The organism is Streptomyces netropsis, assembly GCF_014203545.1.
In the GTDB taxonomy this organism is placed as follows: domain Bacteria; phylum Actinomycetota; class Actinomycetes; order Streptomycetales; family Streptomycetaceae; genus Streptomyces; species Streptomyces netropsis.
Genome location: NZ_JACHJG010000010.1, coordinates 263,719 through 288,461, shown reverse-complemented (window position 1 = coordinate 288,461; position 24,743 = coordinate 263,719). Strand labels below are relative to the sequence as shown.

Genomic DNA, 24,743 nt, shown 5'->3' with positions numbered 1-24,743 from the left:
CGCGCTACGGCTTGAGCTGCTGGGTGAGCCAGCGGAAGACCTCCGGCACCTGCCGCTTCCAGACCGCCGTGCCGTGCCCGCCCGCACCCGCGGGGATCATCGACACATGGACGGTCGTCGGCGCCTTCGCCGACTGCTTGATCGCCAGTCCGCCCTGGTAGCCGTCGCCCTGCGCGCCCGAGATGAACAGCGCGACGTGCGGCGGGGTCTTGGCGCGCTGGAGCATCTTCCAGGGGTTGTTCGCCTCGCGCAGCTCCGGGGTCTTCGCGGTGAGCGACGCGGGCTCGCCGATCGGGTCGTTGTAGCCGGACAGGCTCACCCCGGCCCGGTAGCGGTCGGGGTGCGCGACGGCCAGCTTCGCCGCGCAGTGCGCACCGGCCGAGTAGCCGGCGACGGCCCAGCCGTCGGGCTTCTCCTCGGCCCGGAAGTTGTCGACGACCATCTTGCGGACGTCGACGCTCAGCCACGTGTCGGCGTTGACCTTGCCGGGGATGTTGGCGCAGCCCGTGTCGACGTCCCCGAGGAGGGTGGTGCGCGGCGCGACGATGATGAAGGGGGCGACCTCGCCCTTCGCCATCATCGGCTTGAGCTGGGTGTTGACGTTCAGGCTGCCGAACCACGCCTTCGCCGAGCCGGGGAAGCCGGGCAGCACCTCGACCACCGGGAACTTCTTGTCCTTGTAAGCCGGGTCGTCGTACTGCGGCGGCAGCCAGACGTAGACCTCGCCCTCCACTCCCGATATCCGGCCCTTGAGCTGTGTCTGGCGGACTCCGGGGCCCATCCGCCCGTCCGAGGCAGGGGTGAACTTCTGCAGCACCTTCGGCTCGCGGTCCAGTGACTTGCCGCCGGTGCCGTCCGGTCCGAGGTCGGCCGCCTCGCTCACGTGGTCACCGGTGCCGAGCAGGTCGTCCCAATTGTCGAAGAGCGCGTTGGAGTTGTTGACGATCACGAAGACCATGACGATCGCGGTCACCTGCGCGAAGAGGAGCATGAGGAACCGCGCCACCAGGCGCACGACCTTCGGGCCGCCGATCCTGCTCCACAGCGCGAGCGGCAGCGCCAGGGCCACCACGACCAGGACGATCGTGGTCAGGAAGAAGGGCGTACCCGTCAGGCTCATCGGGCTCTCGTTTCCGGATCGCGGGCCCGGCGGGCCCCGGCCCTGCGTGAGTGAGAGCCTCTCGTCCGTTCAAGATGCCACGGGGGACGCGAAGGTTCCGCCGCCGTTCCTCCCGGTGGGCCGGGGGCGGGGCGGCGCATACTTTCGGTGATCGTCGCACTCCGTTCCGCACTCCAGGGGGCTTTCGTGCCGTCGTCCACCACCCCGGGCCTCACGTGGTCGTCGGGATACGACCTCGGCAAGAACAACTGCAGCGAGTTCGGGGCGGCACCGCAGGCCGACGGTTGTCTGCGTTTGTTCGTCCGGAGCAGCTATCCGGACGACTTCTACGGACGGCTCCGGCGCCGGGACGACTCGTGGGACTCCTGGAGCAAGATCCCGATCGTCCCCACCACCATCGACGGCGTTCCCACCGCCCTGCGCGGCTCCGACGGAATCATCGGCGTCTTCTGGCGCAGCCGGGACGACGGCCTCTGGGCCGTGCGCCAGACGGCGCTCAACACCGACGGCTGGGGAACGCCGGAACGGCTCGCTCCGCAGGTGGCGAGCGACCCGGCGGTCGCGCTCGGCGCGGACGGCAGGATCTCCGTCTTCTGCCACGGCACCGACCGTGCCCTGTGGCTCGTGGAGCAGCAGCGGGCGGACCGCTGGGCGTGGGCCGAACCGCGGAGCCTGGGCGGGGACGCCGGCGGGAGCGTCAGGTCGGCCCCCGCCGCCGCCCGGAGCGGAGACGGGAGGCTGCACGTGTTCACGCGCGACGCGGCCGACGAGCTGCGGGCGATCGCGCAGGACCCGGCCGACCCCTCGGGTGGCACGTGGGGCGGGTACGCGCGCGTGTCGACGCCCGGGGCCACGGTGGCCGGAAGGCCGTTCGCCGCCACCGACGCGGATCAGCGCGTCCGTGTCTTCTGGCGGGTGGGCACGACGGGGTGGCACGCGGTCCAGGGCCCGGGGTACGCGAACTGGACCGCCCCGCAGGCCCTGCCGGGGAGCACGCAGGAAACACCGGCGGCGGTCCTCACACAGGACGGACGGCTCGCGGTGTTCCTGGTCGGCACGGACCGCCAGCTGTGGATCGCCTCGCAGAAGCGGCCCGGCGCGGACGACTTCGCCGGCCCCGAGAGCCTGGGCGGCAGCTGCACCGGCACCCCGACCCCGGCCAGGACCCAGGACAACCGCGTCACGGTGGCCCTCCGTGAGCCCGGGAGCGACAGCCGCGCCTCGTTCCGAACGCAACAGTGGACGTCGTAGCGCTCCGTCACCATGACCGCTACAGTGTGTAGTCACCGACGTGCGCATCGTTTCCGCAGGGGGTTTGCGTGCCGCCCACCACCACACCGGGACTCGTCTGGCCGAGCAGCCCCACCCGCCTTCTCGGCACCACTCCGAACAGCCCCTGCGCGTCACCCCAGGCCGACGGACGTATCCACGCGATCACCCAGTACAGCAACAACGGCCTCGGGCACCGATGGCTGAAGCGGGACGGGAACTGGGCGGACTGGGAACAGTTCAGCAACGTCCCCAACCAGGTGGACGGCGTCCCGGCCTGCCTGCGTGACACACGTGGCCTCCTCCACGTCTTCTGGCGCGACGCGAACAGCAATCTGTGGTGGCTCCGCCAAAAGACCATCAACACCGACTGGGCCAAGCCGGAGGAGATCGTCACCAAGACCGCCGGCGGCCAGGGTGAGACTGCCGTCGGCGTCCAGGGCAACCCCGCGCCCGCCCTGAACGCCGACGGCCGGATCTCGGTCTTCTTCCACGGCACCGACGGCGCCCTGTGGCACACCCATCAGCAAGGGGCGGACCCCGCCTCCTGGAGCCGGCCGCAGAGTCTGCGCGGCAACGTCGGCCAGAGCAGACAGGACCCCGGCGTCGCCCGCGCCGGCGACGGCCGTCTGCACGTCTTCGTGACCAACGCGGCGGGCGAGGTGGACGCCATCGCGCAGGCGGAGGCCGACGCCACCGACGAGTGGGGGCCGTACGTCCGTGTCTCACCGCCCAACGCCGGGGTGACCGGCAGCCCGTCCGCCGCCACGGACGCCAGTCAGCGCATCCGTGTCTTCTGGCTGTCCGGCACGACCGCCCACCACGCCGCCCAGTGCGCGGGGTACACCGGATGGGGAGCCTCCCAGGCCCTGTCGGGATCCGCCATCACGGCGCCCCGGGCGGCGCTCGCGCAGGACGGGAGGCTGGAGGCGTTCGTCCTCGACTCCGGCAAGGGCCTCTGCGTCGCCCGGCAGAAGGCGGTCAACGGCTCGGACTTCACCCCCTTCGAGTCCCTCAACCTCACCGGCATCACCGGCTCCCACCCGATCACGACCACGACCTCCGACAACCGCATCGCCGTGGTGGCGCGCGGGTCGGACCAAGCCACATGGGTCGTCATACAGCAGTGGAGTTGAGCGACTTCGTGACCGGTCACGTCGGCATCGTCGTATGCGCAGGAAGGAGCAGTTGTGCCGCCCCCCACCGCCTCCGGCCTCAATTGGGCCTCGCAGAGCGTGCCCGTCGGCCCCGCCCAAGGCCTTCTGGGCCACCCCACCCTGGCGCCCCACGCCGACGGCCGTCTGCACATGTTCGCCCGGACACCCGACAACGCCCTGGCCGGCAAGGCCTCGCAGCGGGACGGGTCATGGGTCGAGAACGGGAGCTGGGACACCGCGCCCGGCACGGCGGGCAGCGTCGCGGGCGACCCGGCCGCCGTGCGCGGCGCGGACGGGCGCCTTCACGTCTTCTGGCGCGGCGCTGACGGCAGTCTCCGGCTCTACCGCCAGCGGGCCGTCAACAGCACGGACTGGCAGGCCGCCACGAAGATCGTGCCCCACGGCGTGGCCGGGAACCCGGCGGTCGCGCTGAACGCCGACGGCCGGATCTCGGTGTTCTACAACGGCACCGACAGAACGCTGCGGCACGTCACCCAGCACGACATGGACCACGACGACTGGGCCCCGCCGTACGCCCTGAAGGGGACCGTCCTCAACGCGAACATGGCCCTGGCGCCCGCCGTGGCCCGTAACGGCCAGGGCCGCCTGCACGTCTTCGCGCACGGCTCCTCCCACGAGGTGTGGGGCAAGGCGCAGAAGGTGGCGGGCAGCACCACGGGATGGGGCGACTACTTCCAGGTCTCCGCCGCCGGGGCCAAGGTCGTCGACGGCCTCTGTGCCGTGACCGACGCCGATCAGCGCATCCGCGTCTTCTGGCGGTCGGGCACCACGGGCTACCACTGTGCCCAGTCGCCCGGTTACCACGGCTGGGAGCGACCCCAGGCCCTTCCGGGCAGCACGGACACCACACCGAAGGCCGTCCTGGCGCAGGACGGCCGCCTGGAGGTGTTCCTGCTCAAGGACGGGCAGCTCTCGGTCACCAAGCAGGAGGAGGTCAACGGCGCCGCGTTCTCACCGGCCCAGAGCTTCGGCCGCGTGTACGGCACGTTCCCGGCGGTGCCGGCCAGGACCCACGACAACCGCGTCGTGGTCGCCGCCCGGAACGGCTCCGCCTTCGTCCACCCGCAGGTCTGGGCCTAGGCCTGCCCGGCTGGTCTGACCGGTATGACGGTCAGCAGACCGGGGCCGACGTGGGCCCGGTCAGACCAGCCTGCGGGCCGTGGCCCACCGGGTCAGCTCGTGGCGGTTGGACAGCTGGAGCTTGCGCAGCACCGCCGAGACGTGCGACTCGACCGTCTTGACCGAGATGAAGAGCTGCTTGGCGATCTCCTTGTAGGCGTAGCCGCGCGCGATCAGACGCAGCACCTCGCGCTCGCGCTGGGTCAGCCGGTCGAGATCCTCGTCGACCGGCGGGGCGTCGGTCGACGCGAAGGCGTCCAGCACGAAGCCGGCCAGGCGGGGCGAGAAGACGGCGTCGCCGTCCTTGACCCGGAAGATCGCGTCGACCAGGTCCGTACCGGTGATGGTCTTGGTGACGTAACCGCGGGCACCACCGCGGATGACGCCGATGACGTCCTCGGCGGCGTCGGAGACCGACAGGGCGAGGAAGCGGACCGGGGACTCGGGGTCGGCCATCATCGCGGCGCTGCGGCGCAGCACCTCCACCCCGCCGCCGCCGGGCAGATGGACGTCCAGCAGGACGACCTCGGGGCGGGTCGCCGTGATGACCGTCACCGCCTGGTCGACGTCGGCGGCCTCGCCCACGACCTCGACGCCCGTCCGCTCGGTGGCTCCGATCTCGGCCTGCACACCGGTGCGGAACATCCGGTGGTCGTCCACGAGCACGACCCTCGCATGGCGCTCCGTCACTTCTTCGGTCGTCATGACGTCTTCTCCGCCCTCTCCATTTCCAGCTCCACTTCGGTCCCCCCGTCGGGCGCGGAACGCAGTCTCGCCGTGCCGCCGTTGCGCTGCATCCTGCCGATGATCGATTCGCGGACGCCCATCCGGTCCTCGGGCACGGCGTCCGGATCGAAGCCGGGACCCCGGTCCCGTACGGAGATGAAGACCGTACGCCCCTCGACCTCGGCATAGACCTGGACGGCGCCGCCCTCGCCACCGTACTTGGCGGCGTTGACCATGGCTTCCCGGGCGGCCTGCTGCTGCGCGGCCAGCCGCTCGTCCAGCGGGCAGTCGCCGACGACGACGACCTCGATCGGGACCCCGTGGTAGTCCTCGACCTCGGCGGCGGTGGCCTTCACGGCCTCCGCCAGGGTGGTGGGCTCCTCGGCCTCGTCCTTGCCGCGCCCCTCGGGCTTGTAGAGCCAGGCGCGCAGCTCCCGCTCCTGGGCGCGGGCGAGGCGGGCGACCTCGCGGGGGTCGTCGGCGTTGCGCTGGATGAGGGTGAGGGTGTGCAGGACGGAGTCGTGGACGTGGGCCGCGACCTCGGCGCGCTCCTGGGCGCGGATGCGCATCGTCCGTTCCGCCGAGAGGTCCTGCGTCATCCGGACGACCGAGGGGCCCGCCAACAGCGCGATACCCACCACGACGGCCAACGAGGCCTGGAGGACCGTGCCCAGGTGCCGGGCCGACCCCTGGAGGACGACCATGCCGGTGACCCCGGCGCCGACCAGCAGCACGCCCGCCGCGCCGCGCGCGAGCGGCAGGACCCGCTTGCGGCGGCTGACCTCCATCCAGTGGGCACGCCGGGCGTTGTCGGCCTGCCGCCAGACGAGGGCGACGCCCGCGCCGATCAGCAGCAGCGGCCAGATGTAGGCGTTGGCACGGCCGAGCTGGAGCGTGTCGACGAAGATCGCGAAACCGATGATGACGGCGATGAGCGCGAAGACCTGGCCCCGGTCGGGCTTACGGGCGAAGAGTCGTCTGCGCCCGTCCGGGGAGGCCTCGGCGGCGGCCGCCGGGCGCGGTGCCTCGACCCCGCCGACGCCGAGCGGTACGACGAACCAGAACACCGCGTAGAGCACGGCACCCATGCCCTGCACCATGAACAGCGCGCCGAACGCGACCCGCACCCACGACACCGGCATGCCCAGGTGCCCCGCGAGCCCCCGGGCCACGCCGCCCAGCATCCGCCCCTCGGCACTGCGGTACAGCTTGCGCAGCGGACGGGCGTCGGGGTCGGACGGCGCGTAGGCGCTTGCGGCGCGGGGCGGCGTCGTCGATGCGCTGGTCATGCTCCGATCGTCACATGCCCGTGCCCGTAGGGGTATCAGGGTCGTCCCTGACCGGACCCGGGGAAACCCCCGGCACGCCCGCCGCACGCCCTCCCGGTACGGGACCACGGCCCTGTCGAGCCTGTCGAGCGGCCCCGACGGGCCCGTCCCTACGAGCCGGGTCCGTCGGGTCCCGGCCGGAAGCCGTCACGGAGCGCGTGGAAGACGGAGACGTGCCGGTTCCACTCGTCCTTCGGCGCGGAGAGGTAGAGGGCGTACTCGTTGCCGCCCTCCCGGCCGAAGCCGAGGTCGATGGCCCGGAACTCGCGGACCCGGCCCTTGAAGGTGAACTCCCATACGGCCGCGGGCTCGCCCCGGAACTTGGTCTCCTGCATCCGGCCCAGCCGATAGCCGTCGACCTCCGTCTTGAGCTGCTCCTCGACCTCCTTCCAGTGCCGGAGGTGGTCGGGGCTCGCGAAGTCGAGGACGTTGACCTTGATGCCGACCAGCCCGCCCGGGGCGATGTAGTCGACCTCGACGGGCGACTTCTCCTTGCGGGTCCAGCCGTTCGGCACGGGGAAGGAGACACCGAGCTGTTTCTCCTCCACCAGGTGGTAGCCCGCCGGCACGGGCGGTGGCTTCCAGGCCGCCGGAGACGGCTCGGCGGGCCGGCCGGTGTGCCGCTCGACGTTCTCGGGAGCGGCCGCCCGGGGGTCGGTGTCCTGGCCGTCGCCGGCGTCCCGCGTCATGAAGAACGCGCCGGCCGCGAGCCCGGCGGCGACGACGGTGGCGGTCGCGCCCCACAGGAGCGTGCGGGCCCGGCGGCGGCCGCCTTCCCGCTCGGCACCGGCTGTTCGCTCCCCCACCGCACCGGAGGCCCTCGACGGAGCAACCGAACCCGACGTCTCCGCCGTCCCGTCAGACCCCGACGGCTCGGCAGGTCCCGACGGCTCGGCAGACTCCTCGCGTCCGGACGGCTCGACGGCCGTGGGCGCACCGGCGGTGACCGTCGTGCTCTCGGTCCGCCGCTCCGGTATGCGCAGATACGCCGTCTCCACCTCGGCCACCGGCTCGCGCAGGATCTGCTCGGCCAGCTCGGCCGGCGGGCGCAGGTCCGGCTCCTTGGCGAGCAGGGTCTCGATCAGCCTCGTCAGCGGCCCCGCCCGCAGGGGCGGTTCCAGCGGGTCCATGGCGATGGCATAGGCCGTCTCAACTGCTGTGTCCTTGCGGAACGGCGGTCGCCCTTCCAGCGCCTGATACAGCGTCGCACCGAGCGCCCACAGGTCGGACGCGGGGCCCGGCTTGGCCCCCTTGACCCGCTCGGGCGCGATGTAGTCGATCGAACCGACCATCTCGCCCGTCTTGGTCAGCGTCGAGGTGCCGGTGGACTGGGCGATGCCGAAGTCGGTGAGCACGACCCGCCCGTCCTCGCCGAGCAGCACGTTGCCGGGCTTGACGTCGCGGTGCAGCACCCCGGCCGCGTGGGCCGCTCGCAACGCCGCGATCATGCCGCGCCCGATACGGGCCGCCTCGTCCGGCGAAACGGTGCCCTGCCGGATGACGTCGCCGAGCGTCGTCGACGGCACGTACTCCATCACGATGCACGGCAGTCCGTCGTGCTCGACCACATCGTGGACGACGACCACGTTGGGGTGGTTGATGCGGGCCGCGCTGCGCGCCTCGCGGCGGGTGCGCTCGTAGAGGGTGGCGAGTTCGTCCTCCTCCAGGTACGGGGAGACGTGCAGCTGCTTGAGCGCCACCTGACGGTCCAGCAACTCGTCCTCGGCACGCCAGACGGTGCCCATGCCGCCGCGGCCCACGCGCTCGAGGAGCCGGTACCGCCCGGCGATCAGCAGACCGCGGTCCGGCCGCGATCCGGCCGCCGCGGGCCACCCGGACGCAGCCCCGGACACTGAATCAGACACCGTGCGCCCCTCCGGTTCCCCCATGGGTGTTCGATGCGCCACGATATCCGCCACCGTCTCAGGGAAAATCTCAGGGAACGAACAGGGTCTCCACGGATGCCCTTCGCACCGCCCGGTTGACACCATGTCCGTATGACCGACGCACCAACCGCCCAGGGCTCCCGGCCCGCTGACCCGGCGCACAACCCGCCGCCGGGCGCCAGGCCGCCCTTGCGGCGCAGCCGTGAGCACAAGGTGCTCTCCGGTGTCTGCGGGGGCCTCGGCCGCTGCTTCGACCTGGACCCGGTCGTCTTCCGGGTGGTGCTGGGCGTGCTCGGGGTCACGGGCGGGCTGGGCCTGATCGTCTACGGGCTGGCGTGGCTGCTCGTCCCGCTGGAGGGCGAGGAGGAGAACGAGGCCCGGCGGATGCTGTCGGGCCGGGTCGAGGGCCCGGCCCTGACGGCGCTGCTCTGCGCGTTGGTGGGCTGCGGCCTGTTCCTGTCGATGCTCAACAACAGCGGCGCGATGGCCTTCTCGCTGGCGCTGGCCATCGCGGTCGTCGGCGCGGCCTATTGGTCGCAGCACCACCGGCACGCGGACGGCGAGGAGGACGCCCCGGCCACCCAGAAAACGGTGGAGGCCCCGCCGGAGACGAAGGCACCGCCCACGCCGGGCACCCCCTCCTGGTGGCGCGACCCGCTCGTCAAGGACGGCATGACGGGCCCGGCCGCCGCGGGCACGGGCTATTTGTGGGGTCCCGACGACGCCCTGGGCGCCGACCCGGCCCACGGCCACGGCCGGTACGGCGGCCACGGCCCGTTCGACGGCCTGTACGAGCCGAAGACCGCGGCCGCCCGCCCGCCCTTCCCCGTGGCACGCCCCGCGCCGCAGCCGGCCGGGCGGGCGCTGGGCGGCTGGGTCTTCCTGCTGGCGTTGGCCGCCTTCGCGCTCGGCACCGGGCTGACCTGGCACGACCGGCCGGTGGGCACCTCCCTGGAGATCGGCCTCGCGTGCGCGCTCGGCGTCTTCGGCCTCGGCATCGCGACGAGCGCGCTGTACGGGCGCACGGGTGGCGGCACCGTCTTCGCGGCGATGCTGACCGGCGTCCTGCTCACGGGCGCCGCCGCGCTGCCGGAGTCGGTGACGGCCGACTGGACCCGGAAGACCTGGCGCCCGGCGAACGCGGCGGAGGTCCGGGACCATTACGCGGTGGGCAGCGGCGTCGGCGTGCTCGACCTGTCGGGTGTCGCTTGGCCGAAGGACAAGGTGATCGGCACGAGCGCCGGGGCGGGCGCCGGGCAGCTCAAGGTCGTCGTGCCCCCGGACGTCACGGCCCGGCTCGACGTCAAGGTCGGCCTCGGCGACATCCAGCTGCCCGGCGAGCAGCGCGACGACATCGACATCAGCCCCGGGCAACGCAAACGGATCACCCTGCCGCCGCCCGCCGGACACGCCTCGCGCGGCACGCTGGAGATCCGGCTCGAGGTCGGTATCGGCCAGGTGGAGGTGACCCGTGCGACGCCATGACTTCGAACCGGGCAAGCTCGTCATCGGGCTGGTCCTCCTGGGCGGCTGCGCGGCCTATCTCGCCGCAGCCGCCGGCCGGTGGCACTTCCCCGCCTACGTGCTGCTGCCGGCCCTGGGCATCGGCCTCTGCGTCTCCGGCACGGTCTCCGCTCTCGCCGTCGCCGTCCGCCGCCGCCGGGAGCCCGACGACCGGGAGCCCGGTCGGTCGGGGTGACCGGGGTCGAGGCGGTGGCGTGCGCACCTCCGCTGCGCGGCGGTGTCCTCAAGCGCCGGACAGGCTTGAGGACGCGCTCGCAGGGCGCTCTCCGCCGCAGGCGGCACAGACGGCCCGATCACGCCGGCAGGCTGCCCCGGAAGGCCCGGCGGCCCCAGCGAAAGCGCCTACGGCGCAAGGCGGCATCGGCAGAAAGCATGGGCGCGCCCGCCAGGACCAACGGCAGCCAGGCCATCAGATAGGCGAGGTCGTTGCCGTAGTAGTAGGGCGTGGTCGCCCAGCTCACGGTCAGCCACAGGCTGAGGGAGATGAGGGCGCCCCCGACCGCCGCCACACGGGCGAACAGCCCCAGCAGGGTGCCTATGCCGACCGCCAGCTCGCCGATGCCGATGGCGTAGCCGAAGCCGACGGGGCTCTTCAGCGCCAGGTCGACGAGGCCGGGGATCGCGGCGCTGTCCCGCACCGCGCGCATCAGCTCACCGAGGGAGCCCGGACCGCTGCTCGCCAGGAAGGCCGAGTCGGTGAGCTTGTCGAGCCCCGCGTAGACGAACGTGACGCCCAGGAAGACACGCAGCGGCAGCAGCGCGTACCGCGAGAGGGCGGACCGCCGGTCCGTGCCGCCGCCGACCGTTTCCGTCCGACCTGTGAAAGCCATGCCATCCGCCGCCTCTCCGCCCATTGCCCCCACTGCCCTCACCCGACCATACGTATGTCGGGCCGAACGCGTTCAGCCCTGTGGACAACCACAGGGCTGTGGACAACCTCGGAACCCTGGCGGGGCGGGGCCGTGAGCTGAGCAGATCAGCCGGTGCGGACGCCGAGCGCGCTGCCCCTCAGCCACTGCTCCCAGCTGAGGTTCCAGTCGCCGTAGCCGTTGCCGAAGGTGTCCATCGGCTTGCCGGAACTGCCCGTGACCTGGACGACGTCGCCCTTGAGGCTCAGCCCGTACAGCCACTTGGCGTCGGCCGTGGACATGCCGATGCAGCCGTGGCTGACGTTCTCCTTGCCGAAGGACTCGGCGTTGTCGGGCGCCGCGTGCACGTACTCGCCGCTGACCGTCTCGCGCATGCTGTAGTCGTACGAGCCGTAGAAGCCGTCGGGGTGGTTGCGCGGGATGCCGATGGAGCGCGAGTCCATGACGACCCGGCCCTCCTTGGCGAGGATGGTCTTGATGCCGTCGCGGGTCTTGAACTTCTTCTCGTCGCCGCCGCTGACGGGGATGCTGCGCAGCGTCTTGCCGTCGCGGACGACGGTCATCCTGTGGGCCTTGAGGTCCACCGTGTTGATCATCGCGGCGCCGATGGTGAAGTTGATCCTCCGGTCGCGGTCGACGGCCGTGCCGGGGGCCAGCTCGACCTTGCCGAGGCGGGCGTCGAGCGAGACCTCGGTCCCCGCGGGCCAGTACTTCTCGGGCCGGAAGTGGAGGAGGGTGTCGCCCTTGGACTCCGCCCAGTGCCAGGCCCCGGCGGTCTTCGGCGAGGTCCGGACCTTCAGCCGTCCCTCGATGCCCGCGCGCAGCTCGGGCGAGACCTTCTGCTGCTTGAAGACGATGGCGACGGGCTGCCCCACGCCGACCTTCTCACCGTTCGCGGGGGCGATCTCGGGCCGTACGACTTTGGCGGCGCCCGGCAGCTCCACAGCGGGCGGGGCGAGCTTCTCCGGGACGGCCGCGGAGGCCGGCGCGGAGGGCGCGGACGAGGACGGGGAGGACGGCTTGCCGGAACCGGGCCGCTCCTCGGCCTCGGCGCCGCCGCCGCATCCGGTGACTGCCAGGCCGGTCAGGGCCAGGGCGGCGGACAGCCCGATGCAGCGGGAGAGGCGCATGTTCCTACCAGTCTTCTTCCGAACCGTTTCTTCCAGGCGTGACAATGCCGAGGCGGCGAGGCCCCGGCACTCATTCATCGTAGGCAGCGCAAAAGCGCATCAAAGGCGCCCGGAAGGACGAGCCACCCCCGCCCCTGGGCGGGGATGGGACCCGGCCCGGCCCGGGCCGGAAGTCACCCCGGGGCTCAGCCCAGCAGCTCCGGCTCGCTACGGGTGATCTGCTGGTACAGCGGCTGGTAGTTGATCCACGCCACCAGGTCGTTGCCGAGCTGCTCCCGGGTGTGCAGGGCGCTCTCGGGGTCGATGAGCACCGGTTTCCCGGCGGCCTTCGCGACCAGCTGCACCTGGCAGGAGCGTTCCATCGTGATGAACCACCACGCCGCCGCGTCGACGGAGTCGCCGACGGTCAACAGCCCGTGGTTGCGCAGGATCACGGCCTTGTGCGGCCCGAGGGTGGTCGCTATCCGCCGCCCCTCCTCCTCGTCGAGGACCACGCCCGTGTAGTCGTCGAAGACCGCATGGTCCTGGTAGAAGGCGCAGACGTCCTGCGTGATCGGCTCCAGCGGCTCCCCCAGCGCGGCCAGCGCCCGCCCGTACGTGGAGTGGCTGTGCGCGGCGGCCACGACGTCCGGCCGGGCCCGGTGGACCTGCGAATGGATCGCGAACGCCGCCTGGTTGACGTGGTACCGCCCCTCGACGACCTGTCCCTGATGGTTCACCAGGATCAGATCGGAGACGGTGACGTGCTTGAAGGACATCCCGAACGGATTGACCCAGAAGCAGTCCGTGAACTCCGGGTCCCGCGCGGTGATATGGCCCGCCACGCCCTCCTCGAACCCGAGCCGCCCGAAGAGCCGCAGCGCGGCCGCGAGCCGCTCCTTGCGGTGCTGCCGCTCGTCCTCGACGCTCTCGTGCCGGGGCGGCATCGCGAAGTGAAGCTGGTCGGTGGGTATCGGCTCCGGCGGGGTCGGCTGCGGCATGGCGGTCTCCTCGGGCTGGTCCGTGGCTACGCAACGGAAGCTACCGCCGGGTACCGCCGGAGAACAGAGGGACGACGGGCCGGCCGCCCCGAGCAGGGCACCGATCGACCGCGCGAACGCCGATGCCGCCGCTCAAACGAATGAGCGACGGCATCGGCGTCGACCGTACAAAAGGCCTATCGGGAGGCCGGGAGGGCTACTCCCACTCGATCGTCCCCGGCGGCTTGCTCGTCACGTCGAGCACCACGCGGTTGACGTCCTTGACCTCGTTGGTGATCCGGGTCGAGATCTTCGCCAGCACCTCGTACGGCATCCGGGTCCAGTCCGCCGTCATGGCGTCCTCGGAGGAGACCGGGCGCAGCACGATCGGGTGACCGTAGGTGCGGCCGTCGCCCTGGACGCCGACGCTGCGGACGTCCGCGAGCAGGACCACCGGGCACTGCCAGATCTCGTTGTCCAGACCGGCGGCCGTCAGCTCCTCGCGGGCGATGGCGTCGGCCTCGCGCAGCAGGTCCAGGCGCTCCTTGGTGACCTCGCCGACGATGCGGATACCGAGGCCCGGGCCGGGGAAGGGCTGGCGCTGGACGATCTCGGCCGGCAGGCCCAGCTCGGCGCCGACCATGCGGACCTCGTCCTTGAACAGCTGGCGCAGCGGCTCGATGAGCTTGAACTCGAGGTCCTCGGGGAGGCCGCCCACGTTGTGGTGGGACTTGATGTTCGCGGTGCCGGTGCCGCCGCCGGACTCGACCACGTCCGGGTAGAGCGTGCCCTGGACCAGGAACTCCACGGCCTCGCCGGCCGCGCCCGCCTCGGCGACGAGCTCGGCCTGGGCCTGCTCGAAGACGCGGATGAACTCACGGCCGATGATCTTGCGCTTGGTCTCCGGGTCGGAGACGCCGGCGAGCGCGGTCAGGAAGCGCTCCTGCGCGTCGACGACCTTGAGCTGCACACCGGTCGCGGCGACGAAGTCCTTCTCGACCTGCTCGGTCTCGCCCTTGCGCATCAGGCCGTGGTCGACGTAGACGCAGGTGAGCTGCGAGCCGATGGCCTTCTGGACGAGGGCGGCGGCCACGGCGGAGTCGACGCCGCCGGACAGCCCGCAGATGGCACGCTTGGTGCCGACCTGCTCACGGATCGAGGCGATCTGCTCCTCGATGACGTTGCCGGTCGTCCAGGTGGGCTCGATGCCCGCGCCACGGTAGAGGAAGTGCTCCAGGACCTGCTGGCCGTGGGTGGAGTGCAGCACCTCGGGGTGGTACTGGACGCCGTAGAGCTTCTTCTCGTCGTTCTCGAAGGCGGCGACCGGCACGACGTCCGTGGACGCGGTGACGGTGAAGCCCTCGGGGGCGGCGGAGCAGGCGTCGCCGTGCGACATCCACACCGACTGCTCGGCCGGCGTGCCCTCGAAGAGGGTGGAGCTGACCTTGGAGACGCTCAGCGGGGTGCGGCCGTACTCGCGGGCGCCGTTGTCGTCGACGGTGCCGCCCAGGGTGGTGGCCATCAGCTGGAAGCCGTAGCACATACCGAAGACGGGAACGTCGGCTTCGAAGAGGGAGCGGTCGATGCTCGGGGCACCGTCCGCGTAGACCGACGACGGACCGCCGGAGAGGATGATCGCCTTCGGGTTCTTGGCGAGCATCTCCTCCACCGGCATGGTGGACGGAACGATCTCGCTGTAGACCCGGGCCTCGCGGACGCGGCGGGCGATGAGCTGGGCGTACTGCGCGCCGAAGTCGACAACGAGGACGGGGTCCGCGGTGTTGTCGTGGGCGGCAGCAGGGGACGCTGATGGCACTTCGGCGGCCTTCCGGCGGTGAAACGGGGGGTTTGGACTTTCCATTCTAACGGGCTCATACTGAGCCCCATGTTTAAGCAGCTCACCTTCGCGTTTACCTATGGCACCGGCCCGACCGGCTGCCATGGTTGTGCTGCTTGAAACACTGATCAGCGACTTCCCAGGCGCCCCGGGCCGACAAGGCCCGGGGCGTCCTGCGTTTTCCGGGTCCGATGACCGGCCACGGGGCCCGACCCCCAGGAGACACGGACATGAGCACCCAGACCGCACCCCGGACCGCCCCGGAGACCGGCGCCCGCACGGACGAGGCCGCCCACCTGATCACCGACGCGCGCGGACGGATCGATGATCTCGACGGGCGGATCATCGGGCTCGTACAGGAGCGGATGGCCGTCTCGGCGGTGATCCAACGCGAGCGGATCGCCTCGGGCGGCCCCCGGGTGAGCCTCGCCCGCGAGATGGAGATCCTCAACCACTTCAGCGATCAGCTCGGCAAGCCCGGCACCACGCTGGCCATGACCCTCCTGGAGCTGTGCCGGGGGCGGATCTGACCCGGATCCGACCCGGTCTGCCCCGGGTCTGACGCGGACCTGACGCGGATCCGAGTTCGGGCGCCGTCACCCGTACGGCGCGTGACCGCGTCGCGACGCCCTTCGTTGGACCCGTTGTCCGCACCAGCCAGGAGCGGCCCACTTGAAATCCACACGTGGCTTCCGTCCCTGTTCACCTGGGCGCCCGGCAACGACAGGGCGGATCCACCGGAGTGTGAGACGTACGAGCACGTACGTCGTGGGACCTCACTCCGGTGGCACGGCGACCGGTCAGCAGGGGACAGCAGCCCGGCCGCCACCCAAGATCGGTCGGTTCCAGGGACGCCTGGAACCGACCGTATCCGGTCGAAACGGTTGCGCCCGGCGAGGGACATCCCCCACGATGCCAAGGGGACACCAAATCCCTGGGCCCGCACCGCCATTGGTCGAACCAGTGGCCGGGCCGACACGACCTCTCGAACCTGCGGCGCTTCCCCCGGCGCCGCTCCGCGGCACCGACCCTGCCCTGACTCCGGTGCCGGCAGTCAAGGGCCCCGTGGCCGCCCGCGCCCCCCGCGGAGGCGGCCACGGGGCCCTTCGCCGATCCACGGCATTCTGTGAGATCAATCACGGGCGCCGGCCTCGCGGCGCCGCGCAACCATTCGAGGCGATCACTGGTCATGTACCTGCAATCGCACGGGCCATGACCGCGTTTCCCCCTCCCCACCGCGACGGCCCCTTCACTTCGGACCCCGAAGAGGTCTCCATGAAGCTTCGCCGCGCTCTTGCCACAGCCGCCGCCACGGCTGTCATCGGCCCCGCCGCACTGCTCGTCGCCCCCTACGCCTTCGCCACGGGCGAGCCGGCCCCGCCGAGCGCCTCGCCGGACCCGTCGACCACGCCGTCGGCGTCACCGACCCCCAGCGCCTCGCCCTCGCCCGTCGTGGAGCCTCCCGCCTCGTCCGCGCCCCCGAGCCCGGCCGCGCCGTCCTCGGCCACCACGACCGCCACCTCGACCTCGGCCTCGACCGGCGATCCGAGCCCGTCGTCCACCTCCACCTCACCGTCCCCTGCCGCTTCGAGCACGGTGACGGGCGCGCCGGACGACTGCGGCGAGCGCCCGGAGAAGGCACAGCTCAAGACCGAGCTCATCGGCCTCCCCAGCAAGATCGTGGCCGGCTCCGGCTGGCAGAGCTTCGTCTACCGGGCGACCAACACCTCCAACGGGGAACTGCGTTCGGTCGTCGCCTTCATGGACGTCTGGACCTGGGACGGCAAGGACGAAGCTGAGGACACCGGCAAGTACCTCAGCGTGGAGTGGTACAACGTCCAGAAGCGCTCCTGGCAGAACCTGGAGTTCGGTGACTTCGCCGAGGCGGAGAACCTCAGGCCCCGGCAGTACGTCGACGCCAGGATCCGGCTGAAGATCGACGCAAAGGCCCCCGCCGGGTACGGCGCGGCCTTCCAGACCGGGTCCTACACCGGCCAGGACGGCACGTGCGGTGACGCGGAGGGCTCGATCTTCTACTTCGACGTGCTGCCCGTCGGCAGCGAGCCCGGCAAGGTCGACGACGCCAAGGGCACCACCGCCAAGCCGGGCAAGGCCCGGCACGCCGACAAGCCCGCCGCCCGGGGCAGTCTGTCCACCCTGCCCGTGACCGGTGAACTCGCCCGGACGGGTTCCTCGTCCGGGCTGCCGACGGTCGCCGCGCTCAGCGGCGCGGCGGTGGCCGTGGGAGCGGGCGCGGTCTTCGTCGTGCGCCGCCGTAAGGCGAACTCCGCCGCGTAAACCCGGGACCGGGAACAGTGAGCGGTGAGCAGTGACGGGTAAGGCCCGCGCTCCATGGAGCGCGGGCCTTACCCATGAGCCTTACACCTGTTCGGCGCCCCGCTCGGCGCGTTTCGGTACCACCGGCACCGCCAGGAACGGCAGCCGCAGTGCCCCGTAGGCGTCCTTCGGGACCGCCGGGCTGCGGGGCTCCACGGCGGCCACCCGTGCGTACGCACCGCCTTGCTCCGGGCGGGGATCCGCCTCGCCCTTGTTCGGCCAGAACGACATCGCGCGCTCCGCCTGGGCCGTGATGGTCAGCGACGGATTGACGCCCAGGTTCGCGGAGACGGCGGCGCCGTCGACGACGGAGATGCCCGGGTGCCCGTACAGCCGGTGGTAGGGGTCGATGACCCCCTGGGTGGCGTCGGAGCCGATGGGGCAGCCCCCCAGGAAGTGGGCGGTGAGCGGGGTGCCGATCAGCTCGCCGACGTTGCTGCCCGCGAAGCCGTTGATCTCCTGCGCGATGAGCGTCGCCGCCTCGGCCGCCTCGGGGATCTGCTTCGGGTTGGGCGCGCCGTGCCCCTGCCGGGCGGTGAGCAGGCCCTTGCCCGGCCCGCTCCGCTTCCGGTACGTGGTCAGGGAGTTGTCCAGCGACTGCATGACCAGGCCGATGATCGTGCGCTCGGACCAGCGGCGGTTGGAGAGCGACCGCAGGGCCACCACGGGATGCCGCACGCAGTTCGCCGCGAAGGCCACCACGCGTGGCGCGCGGGTGCCCACCGGCACCTGGCTGATCGACAGGGCGCCCATCGCGTTGGAGCCCTTCCCGTACCGGACGGGTTCGATGTGGGTATCGGCGTTGGGGTGGACGGAGGACGTGATCGCGACTCCGCGCGTGAAGTCGACCTCCGGCACCCCGTGGGCCTTGCGGTAGCGCCGGTTGTCGGTCATGGCGCCGACGAGGGCCTCGGAGTTGGTACGGGTGAGGTGGCCGAGGCGGTCGGGGATCCGGGGCAGCAGGCCCTTGTCCTTCATGGAGTGCAGCAGCGTCTGGGTGCCGTAGGTACCGGCGGCGACGACCACCCGCTGCGCGCGCAGCACCCTCGGCCGGGCCTTGCGCCGCTTGTCGGTGGGCACGGTCACGACCTTGAACCCACCACCCGGGTGCTCGGTGACGGCCACGACCGTGGTCATCGGATGGATGACCGCCCCGGCCCGCTCGGCGAGGTGGAGGTAGTTCTCGGTGAGGGAGTTCTTCGCGCCGTGCCGGCAGCCGGTCATGCACTCGCCGCACTCGGTGCAGGCCCTGCGGGCCGGACCCGCGCCGCCGAAGTACGGGTCGGGCGTCTCGGCGCCCGGCTCGGCCCGCGGGGCGCCCGCCGTGCCGCCGGCGTCTTTCCCGTCCCCGAAGAACACCCCGACCGGTGCCAGGTGGAAGGTGTCCCCCACGCCCATCTTCTCGGCCGCCGCCTTGAGGTGGACGTCCGAGGGCGTCATGGTCGGGTTGAGCCGTACACCGAGCATGCGCCGGGCCTGGTCGTAGTACGGCTTCAGCTCCTCCTGCCAGTCGGTGATGTGCGCCCACTGCGGGTCGTCGAAGAACGGCTTCGGCGGCACGTACAGCGTGTTGGCGTAGTTGAGCGAGCCGCCGCCCACGCCGGCGCCCGCCAGCACCATCACATGGCCGAGGAGGTGGATGCGCTGGATGCCGTAGAGGCCGAGGGCCGGGGCCCAGAGGTAGTTGCGCAGGTCCCAGGAGTTCTTGGGCAGGGTGTCGCGGGTGAAGCGGCGGCCCGCCTCCAGCACGCCGACGCGGTACCCCTTCTCGGTCAGGCGCAGGGCGGACACCGAACCGCCGAAGCCCGAGCCGATGACGATCACGTCGTAGTCGAACTCTGCCACCGGGACCTCCGTAGGAGTGTGCGGACGCGTCGGGCGTGCGGGTTCAGCGCAGGCGCAGGGCCTTCATCGCACGCAGGCCGCTCGACATGAGCGCCGCGTACTTCTCGTCGTCCAGGCCGAAGGCCGGGCCGAGCGGCATGATCCGCTGCTGGGCGACGGTCTGGGCCTCGGTGTATTTGAGGATGCCCTCGGAGCCGTGCCGGCGTCCCAGCCCCGAGTCGCCCATGCCGCCCATGGGTGACCGCGCGCTGCCGTAGGCGGCCGCGTAGGCCTCGTTGACGTTGACCGTGCCCGCGCGCAGCCGGGCCGCGACCGCCCGGCCCCGCCGCCCGTCCTTGGTCCAGACGCTGGCGTTGAGCCCGTAGGGGGTGGCGTTGGCCAGTCCGACGGCCTCGTCCTCGTCGCGGAAGCGGTAGACGGAGACGACCGGGCCGAAGGTCTCCTCCGCGCAGACCGCCATGGGCGCCTCGACGCCTTCGAGGACGGTCGGCTCGTAGAACAGTGGGCCGACGTCGGGCCGGGGGCGGCCGCCCGCGAGGACGGTTGCGCCCTTGGCGACGGCCTCCTCGACGTGCCGGGTCACGGTCTCCAGCTGCCTGTCGGAGACGAGCGACCCCATGTCGGCGCCGTAGGCCAGGCCCGTGCCGAGCCGCATCGCCTTCGTGCGGGCGACGAACCGCCGGACGAACTCGTCGGCGACCGACTCGTGGACGTACAGCCGCTCGATGGAGATGCACAGCTGGCCGGCGGAGGAGAAGCAGCCGCGGATCGCGCCCGCGGCGGCCTTCTCGACGTCGGCGTCGCGCAGGACCAGCATGGCGTTCTTGCCGCCGAGCTCCAGCGAGCAGCCGACCAGGCGGGCGGCGGCGCCCTGGGCGACCTCGCGGCCGGTGCGGGTCGAGCCGGTGAAGGAGACGTAGTCGGCGTGGGCGACGACGGCCGGGCCGACGACCGGGCCCTCCCCGAGCACGACCTGCCACACGTCCGCGGGCAGGCCCGCCTCGATCAGCAGCTCACGGGCCCACAGGGCGGTCAGCGCCGTCTCGGTGTCGGGCTTCATCACGACGGCGTTGCCCGCGACGAACGCGGGGAGGGCGTCACCGACGGACAGCTCGAAGGGGTAGTTCCAGGGAGCGATCTGACCGACGACGCCCCGCGGTTGGCGCAGCTCGGTGACCTTGGTGAGGGTCGGGACCACACCCATGTGCCCCTTGGGCCGCAGATACGCCGGCGCCTTGCGCCCGTAGTGGCGGGCCGCGACGGCGACGGCCTGCACTTCCTCGTGCGCGTGCAGTCTGGCCTTGCCGGTCTCCAGCTGGATGAGGTCCAGGACCTCGGCCTGCCGCGCGAGCACGAGGTCGTGGAAGCGCAGCAGCACCGCCGCGCGCTGCCGCACGGGCACGGCGGCCCAGCGGCGCTGCGCCTCGCGGGCCCGGTCGAACGCGGCGGCGACGTCCTGCGGGGTCGACTCCGGCAGGTCGGCGAGCTTCCGCCCGGTGAAGGGCGCGTGGTTGGCGGTCGTGCCGCTGCCGAGGACACCGGTGGTGAGACGGGCGACGAGGGCGGGGGTGACGACGTCGGCGGCGGTACGGACGCCCACAGGGGCAACGGGGTTGCTCCCGCGCCCCGTTGACTCCTTCGTCGCCTCCGTGGTCGCCGTTGCCCCTGCTATCTCTGCTGCGCCGCGCCGCGAGTCCGTCATGAGGGCGAGCGTAGGCGTGGGCCGACACTTTGGGTACCCGCCAGTAGCCTGTTTTCACTGCTCCGGCACAATCGCGCCAGCGATCGCTGGCGCGACGGGCGAGGCCGGTGAGGTCACCGCCCCCCGGGCCTCACTTGTCCTGGAGCTTCAGGTATTGACGGACGTTCTCGAAGAGCTTGTCGCCGTCCTTGCGGGACTCGCCCTTCTCGGGCATCCGCACTTCCAGCTGCCAGGAGACGTTCTTGGCCTCGTTGACGATGATCTGGGTCCGGATGAGCCTCTTGGGGTCCGCCTCGTCGCTCCCGGACTTGCGGTAGACGGTCTGGACCTCCGCCGAGTCCATGCCCTTGTAGGTCGCCTTGCTCTTCTTCGCCACGGGGTCGTTGATCCCCGAGGCCGTGCCGCCCTGGTAGTAGGCCTTGAGCTTGTCGGCTTCGGCGTCGGCCGAGCCGATGTCGGGCTGGGGCGTGGACGATCCCGGCTTGGGCTCCTCCGTCGCGCGGGTCAGGTAGATGATGAACACGCCGCTGGGGTCGCTGAAGCCGACCCACCCCTTGTCGGCGTCCGTGGTCTTGATGTAGTCCTCGGGGACCGCGAGGGACGCCCGCACGATCTCCGGCTCCTCCCGGACCTTCCAGTTCAGGGGTATCGCCGGTCCGACCGCGAACGGGTTCAAGATGAGCAGCGCCGCCGCGACGCCCAGGGCGACGATCCCACCGCCGAGACCCCACTGCGCCTTGCGGTTGCCCTGGAGCACGGGCGGCACCCAGCGGCTGCCGGTGCCGGCCGTCGCCGGCGTCGCGAACGCCGCGGGCCGCGGCGCCGTCGGACGGGCCACGGACTCCAGCGTCTGCCGGGCCTCGGCGCTCGTCGGGCGGGCCGCCGGGTCCTTGCGGAGCAGCTGCATGACGAGCGTTCCGAGCGCGCCCGAACCGCGTGAGGGGGTCTGCGGCTCGGCGGACAGGATGCTCTGGAGGGTGGCGGGGGTGTTGGTGCGGCGGAAGGGGGAGACGCCTTCCACGGCCGCGTAGAGCACGACGCCCAGCGACCACAGGTCGGACTCCGGACCGGGCACCTGGCCCAACACGCGTTCCGGAGCGACGAATTCGGGCGAGCCGACGAAGGCGCCCGTCTCGGTCAGGCCCTGCTCGCCCTCGATCTGCGCGATGCCGAAGTCGGTGAGCACCACACGGTCGTCGGGGCCGAGCAGCACGTTGTCCGGCTTCACGTCGCGGTGCAGCACGCCCGCCGCGTGGGCGGCGGACAGGGCGCCCAGGACCGCCAGACCGATCTTGGCGGTCTCGCGGGGGTCCAGGGTGCCCTCGGTGAGCCGGTCGGCGAGGGATCGCCCGCGCACCAGCTCCATGACGATCCAGGGGCGGCCGTCCTCGATGACGACGTCGTGGACGGTGACGACCGAGGGGTGGTCGATACGGGCGGCGGCGCGGGCCTCGCGCTGCATGCGCTGGTAGACGGTCTGCCGCATGCTCTCCGGCAGGTGGTCGGGGACGCGCGGCTCCTTCACGGCCACGTCGCGGTCGACGACCTCGTCACGGGCCTTCCACACGGTGCCCATGCCGCCGTGGCCGAGGCGGGAGACGAGCCGGTAACGGCCGCCGACCCTGCGGACGACGCCCGGCTCGGCCGTGCCCTGCGGGGCAGCGGGCTGCGGGGACGGGGTGTGGTGGGCCGTCGGCTGATACGTGCCGTTCGCCCCGTTCGGTGCTGCGAGGTGGCCGGAATAGGGATGAGTCGGCGCGCCGAACGCGGCCGGAGCACCCGGCGGCTGGAGCCCGTAGCTGGTGGGCTCGTCGGCCCGTCCCCCGTGGTTCGTCATGAACCAATCATTACCAACCGGGGGCCCGTGGGCGCACCTCGGCCACCTCGGCCCCGCCCCAGGTCAGGGCGACGAAACCGGCCGGGTCCGCACAAAGGTGTCCAGGGCGGTGTCGAAATGCCGGCGCCCCTCGACCGACTTGACGGCCGGACCCGACACCCACACGTCGTACATCTTCCCGCCCTCGTCCCAGCCGAGGTCGTAGGTGTGCCGGGGGCCCGGGTCCTCCTCGAAACCGTTCCAGGTGAATTCCCAGGACGCGGCCGGGTTCCCCTTGTGGGTGGTCTTCTCGACGCGGCCGTCGCAGTAGCCGGGGTAGCGGTCCGGGGCCTGGGCGGCGGAGTCGCGCATCGCGCCGATGGGGCCGTCGGGGCGGGCGTCCTGGATGAGGATGCCGATCCGGAACTCCTTGCCGGGCGAGTAGTAGAAGACACGCGGTGGTTCGAGGGAACGGGTGTAGCCGTCGGGCACGGCGAGCGCGAACCCGGCCGGGTCCCGCACGACGTGATACCCGGCGGGCGCCTTGACGCGCGGCTGGCTGGGCAGTGAGGGGACGGCGACCGACGCCTGCCCGGAGGGGACCGACGGGCGTCCCGGCTTCGGGTCCACCGGTTCCGATTCCCGGTCCACCAGGACGACGGCGAGGCCAGCACCCATGCCGGCCAGGGCGGTGAGGGCGACGGCCGCCATCAGGACGGTACGCCCGCGCCCGCGCCGGGCGTTCTGCGGCGGGCAGGTGGGCGACGGATCGGTGCCCGTGTTGTGGGGTGTGGCGTCGGGGGACGGGGGTGCCGGTGGGGCCGGGGCAGGTGGCGGTACGGGCACGCTGCGCTGCGTCGGGGTGTAGCGGGCGGACGACGCCAGCCGCCCGGTGTCGAGGTAGCCGCGCAGCAGCCGCTCCGCCTCGTCCGCGCCCATCCGGTGCGCCGGATCGCGCTCCAGCAGGCCGCGTACGACCGGCAGCAGCGGGCCCGCGTTGGCGGGGGGCCGGATCTCGTCGTAGACGACGGCGTGCAGGATCCCGCCGAGGGAGTCCCGGTGGAAGGGGGACGCACCACTGAGCGCGGTGCACAACAGCACCCCCAGGGACCACAGATCGGATTCCGGACCGGTACGGCCGCCCGACATCCGCTCCGGCGCGGTGTACTCGGGCGAGCCGACGAACGCCCCGGTCTCGGTGATCGTCGTCGCCCCCGACACCTGGGCGATGCCGAAGTCCGTCAGCACGACCCGGCCGGTGCCGGCCTCCAGGAGGACGTTCGCGGGCTTGATGTCCCGGTGCAGCACACCGCGCGCGTGGGCGGCGCGCAGCGCCCCCAGCATCGCGACCCCGATCCGGGCCGCCTCCCGCGCCGGCACCGGCCCCTCGGCGGCCAGCCGGTCGGACAACGCCCGGCCGTCCACCAGCTCCATGACGATCCAGGGGCGCCCGTCCTGCTCGACGATGTCGTGCAGGACGATCACGTTCGGGTGCTTGATCTGCGCGACCGTACGGGCCTCGCGCAGCGTGCGGTCGCGGTGCACCTGCGCCTCGGCGGCGCTCAGTTCGTCGTCGACGTGCAGCTCCTTGACCGCGACTTCACGGGCCAGCAGCTCGTCATTGGCACGCCAAACGGTGCCCATGCCGCCACGCCCGATCCTCGGCCCGAGCCGGTAGCGGCCGGCGATCAACCCTTCGGGTGCAGCGAAGGTCCCCATGGCCCCATCTTGCCCCACGCCTCCGGCCCGATACCGGCGGCGTCCCCCATCCAGCAGGCGGAATTCAACCGGCCTGGCTTCCCTCGATCACCATCAGCACCCCGCGACTCCCGCGTCGCACGGTGTGCGCGGTATTGGGCGGTACGACATACAGCTCACCTGTCCGGACGGCCATCGGCACGCCCTCCACGGTGAGTTCGAGGCACCCGTCGAGCACGAACAGCGCCTCGGCGTCCGCGTGCGCCTCCTCCTCCAGTCCGCCGTCGTCCATCCGCAGCACCTTCACGCAGGCCCCGCCGGCCTCACCGAGCACACGCGAGTTCCAGGCTTCGGGGAGGGCGGCGGCCACGTTCCGTACGTTGATCGTTTCCATGGACGG

21 protein-coding genes are annotated in these 24,743 nt (G+C 72.0%); 7 read left to right on the top strand and 14 right to left on the bottom strand.

The genetic code is table 11. The annotated features are described in order from the left end of the window. Positions 1 to 4: 4 nt before the first annotated feature. On the bottom strand, positions 5 to 1,120 hold the full coding sequence (locus tag FHS38_RS23895; RefSeq protein WP_184736602.1) for an alpha/beta hydrolase: 1,116 nt from the start codon (positions 1,118 to 1,120) through the stop codon (positions 5 to 7). 186 nt (positions 1,121 to 1,306) lie between these two features. Between FHS38_RS23895 and FHS38_RS23890 the strand changes: the two genes are divergently transcribed. From FHS38_RS23890 to FHS38_RS23880, 3 genes are all read left to right on the top strand, one after another. Next, the gene (locus FHS38_RS23890) at positions 1,307 to 2,371 is read left to right on the top strand and encodes a DUF8189 domain-containing protein (RefSeq protein WP_184736600.1); all 1,065 of its coding nucleotides are present in this window, start codon (positions 1,307 to 1,309) and stop codon (positions 2,369 to 2,371) included. 68 nt (positions 2,372 to 2,439) lie between these two features. Beyond that, on the top strand, positions 2,440 to 3,525 hold the full coding sequence (locus tag FHS38_RS23885) for a DUF8189 domain-containing protein (protein WP_184736598.1): 1,086 nt from the start codon (positions 2,440 to 2,442) through the stop codon (positions 3,523 to 3,525). Between the two features lie 54 nt (positions 3,526 to 3,579). Next, positions 3,580 to 4,647: a DUF8189 domain-containing protein gene (locus tag FHS38_RS23880; protein ID WP_184736596.1), complete on the top strand. Its 1,068-nt coding sequence runs from the start codon at positions 3,580 to 3,582 to the stop codon at positions 4,645 to 4,647. A gap of 60 nt (positions 4,648 to 4,707) precedes the next feature. On the opposite strand, the gene FHS38_RS23875 is transcribed toward FHS38_RS23880, so the two are convergent. The 3 genes from FHS38_RS23875 to FHS38_RS23865 form a co-directional block, all read right to left on the bottom strand. After that, positions 4,708 to 5,391 carry a LuxR C-terminal-related transcriptional regulator gene (locus tag FHS38_RS23875; RefSeq protein ID WP_130879458.1) on the bottom strand — a complete coding sequence of 228 codons (684 nt, stop codon included), beginning with the start codon at positions 5,389 to 5,391 and terminating at the stop codon, positions 4,708 to 4,710. Continuing rightward, on the bottom strand, positions 5,388 to 6,701 hold the full coding sequence (locus FHS38_RS23870; protein ID WP_184736594.1) for an ATP-binding protein: 1,314 nt from the start codon (positions 6,699 to 6,701) through the stop codon (positions 5,388 to 5,390). Before FHS38_RS23870 ends, FHS38_RS23875 begins: the two co-directional genes overlap by 4 nt. A gap of 149 nt (positions 6,702 to 6,850) precedes the next feature. Next, on the bottom strand, positions 6,851 to 8,605 hold the full coding sequence (locus FHS38_RS23865) for a serine/threonine-protein kinase (protein ID WP_268246168.1): 1,755 nt from the start codon (positions 8,603 to 8,605) through the stop codon (positions 6,851 to 6,853). 132 nt (positions 8,606 to 8,737) lie between these two features. Here FHS38_RS23865 and FHS38_RS23860 point away from each other — a divergent pair, with 132 nt between their 5' ends. Continuing rightward, positions 8,738 to 10,111, top strand: coding sequence for a PspC domain-containing protein (locus FHS38_RS23860; RefSeq protein ID WP_184736590.1), 1,374 nt, complete (start codon positions 8,738 to 8,740; stop codon positions 10,109 to 10,111). Continuing rightward, the gene (locus FHS38_RS23855) at positions 10,098 to 10,325 is read left to right on the top strand and encodes a hypothetical protein (protein ID WP_184736588.1); all 228 of its coding nucleotides are present in this window, start codon (positions 10,098 to 10,100) and stop codon (positions 10,323 to 10,325) included. Before FHS38_RS23860 ends, FHS38_RS23855 begins: the two co-directional genes overlap by 14 nt. 118 nt (positions 10,326 to 10,443) lie before the next feature. On the opposite strand, the gene FHS38_RS23850 is transcribed toward FHS38_RS23855, so the two are convergent. From FHS38_RS23850 to guaA, 4 genes are all read right to left on the bottom strand, one after another. Next, a complete protein-coding gene (locus tag FHS38_RS23850; protein ID WP_184736586.1) occupies positions 10,444 to 10,980 on the bottom strand; it encodes a DoxX family protein in 537 nt (178 codons plus the stop codon). A gap of 146 nt (positions 10,981 to 11,126) precedes the next feature. Next, positions 11,127 to 12,149, bottom strand: coding sequence for a L,D-transpeptidase (locus FHS38_RS23845; RefSeq protein ID WP_184736584.1), 1,023 nt, complete (start codon positions 12,147 to 12,149; stop codon positions 11,127 to 11,129). Positions 12,150 to 12,334: 185 nt separating this feature from the next. Beyond that, positions 12,335 to 13,129, bottom strand: coding sequence for a class II aldolase/adducin family protein (locus FHS38_RS23840; RefSeq protein WP_184736582.1), 795 nt, complete (start codon positions 13,127 to 13,129; stop codon positions 12,335 to 12,337). A gap of 196 nt (positions 13,130 to 13,325) precedes the next feature. Beyond that, positions 13,326 to 14,924: a glutamine-hydrolyzing GMP synthase gene (gene guaA / locus FHS38_RS23835; RefSeq protein WP_184736580.1), complete on the bottom strand. Its 1,599-nt coding sequence runs from the start codon at positions 14,922 to 14,924 to the stop codon at positions 13,326 to 13,328. A gap of 251 nt (positions 14,925 to 15,175) precedes the next feature. On the opposite strand from guaA, the gene FHS38_RS23830 reads away from it, so the two are divergent. Then, positions 15,176 to 15,475, top strand: coding sequence for a chorismate mutase (locus FHS38_RS23830; RefSeq protein WP_184736578.1), 300 nt, complete (start codon positions 15,176 to 15,178; stop codon positions 15,473 to 15,475). Positions 15,476 to 16,294: 819 nt separating this feature from the next. Here FHS38_RS23830 and FHS38_RS23825 read toward each other — a convergent pair. Then, positions 16,295 to 16,540, bottom strand: a complete 246-nt coding sequence (locus FHS38_RS23825) for a hypothetical protein (RefSeq protein ID WP_184736576.1) — start codon at positions 16,538 to 16,540, stop codon at positions 16,295 to 16,297. Between the two features lies 1 nt (position 16,541). On the opposite strand from FHS38_RS23825, the gene FHS38_RS23820 reads away from it, so the two are divergent. Then, on the top strand, positions 16,542 to 17,243 hold the full coding sequence (locus tag FHS38_RS23820) for a hypothetical protein (protein ID WP_184736574.1): 702 nt from the start codon (positions 16,542 to 16,544) through the stop codon (positions 17,241 to 17,243). A gap of 81 nt (positions 17,244 to 17,324) precedes the next feature. Here the strand turns inward: FHS38_RS23820 and FHS38_RS23815 are convergent, their stop codons facing one another. From FHS38_RS23815 to FHS38_RS23795, 5 genes are all read right to left on the bottom strand, one after another. After that, on the bottom strand, positions 17,325 to 19,127 hold the full coding sequence (locus FHS38_RS23815; RefSeq protein WP_184736572.1) for a GMC family oxidoreductase N-terminal domain-containing protein: 1,803 nt from the start codon (positions 19,125 to 19,127) through the stop codon (positions 17,325 to 17,327). A 43-nt stretch (positions 19,128 to 19,170) separates the two neighbouring features. Further along, positions 19,171 to 20,829, bottom strand: coding sequence for a succinic semialdehyde dehydrogenase (locus FHS38_RS23810; protein WP_184736570.1), 1,659 nt, complete (start codon positions 20,827 to 20,829; stop codon positions 19,171 to 19,173). 130 nt (positions 20,830 to 20,959) lie between these two features. Continuing rightward, complete coding sequence (locus FHS38_RS23805) at positions 20,960 to 22,666, bottom strand: serine/threonine-protein kinase (RefSeq protein ID WP_184736568.1); 1,707 nt, start codon at positions 22,664 to 22,666, stop codon at positions 20,960 to 20,962. A gap of 63 nt (positions 22,667 to 22,729) precedes the next feature. Next, on the bottom strand, positions 22,730 to 24,364 hold the full coding sequence (locus FHS38_RS23800) for a serine/threonine-protein kinase (RefSeq protein WP_184736566.1): 1,635 nt from the start codon (positions 24,362 to 24,364) through the stop codon (positions 22,730 to 22,732). Between the two features lie 64 nt (positions 24,365 to 24,428). Continuing rightward, positions 24,429 to 24,737, bottom strand: coding sequence for a cupin domain-containing protein (locus FHS38_RS23795; protein ID WP_184736563.1), 309 nt, complete (start codon positions 24,735 to 24,737; stop codon positions 24,429 to 24,431). Positions 24,738 to 24,743: the final 6 nt, after the last annotated feature.

Coding starts and splice junctions, on each gene's coding strand:
- FHS38_RS23895 (WP_184736602.1), bottom strand. CDS start 1,120: ATGAGCCTGACGGGTACGCCCTTCTTCCTGACCACGATCGTCCTGGTC.
- FHS38_RS23875 (WP_130879458.1), bottom strand. CDS start 5,391: ATGACGACCGAAGAAGTGACGGAGCGCCATGCGAGGGTCGTGCTCGTG.
- FHS38_RS23870 (WP_184736594.1), bottom strand. CDS start 6,701: ATGACCAGCGCATCGACGACGCCGCCCCGCGCCGCAAGCGCCTACGCG.
- FHS38_RS23860 (WP_184736590.1), top strand. CDS start 8,738: ATGACCGACGCACCAACCGCCCAGGGCTCCCGGCCCGCTGACCCGGCG.
- FHS38_RS23850 (WP_184736586.1), bottom strand. CDS start 10,980: ATGGCTTTCACAGGTCGGACGGAAACGGTCGGCGGCGGCACGGACCGG.
- FHS38_RS23845 (WP_184736584.1), bottom strand. CDS start 12,149: ATGCGCCTCTCCCGCTGCATCGGGCTGTCCGCCGCCCTGGCCCTGACC.
- FHS38_RS23840 (WP_184736582.1), bottom strand. CDS start 13,129: ATGCCGCAGCCGACCCCGCCGGAGCCGATACCCACCGACCAGCTTCAC.
- FHS38_RS23830 (WP_184736578.1), top strand. CDS start 15,176: ATGAGCACCCAGACCGCACCCCGGACCGCCCCGGAGACCGGCGCCCGC.
- FHS38_RS23810 (WP_184736570.1), bottom strand. CDS start 20,829: ATGACGGACTCGCGGCGCGGCGCAGCAGAGATAGCAGGGGCAACGGCG.
- FHS38_RS23805 (WP_184736568.1), bottom strand. CDS start 22,666: ATGACGAACCACGGGGGACGGGCCGACGAGCCCACCAGCTACGGGCTC.
- FHS38_RS23800 (WP_184736566.1), bottom strand. CDS start 24,364: ATGGGGACCTTCGCTGCACCCGAAGGGTTGATCGCCGGCCGCTACCGG.
- FHS38_RS23795 (WP_184736563.1), bottom strand. CDS start 24,737: ATGGAAACGATCAACGTACGGAACGTGGCCGCCGCCCTCCCCGAAGCC.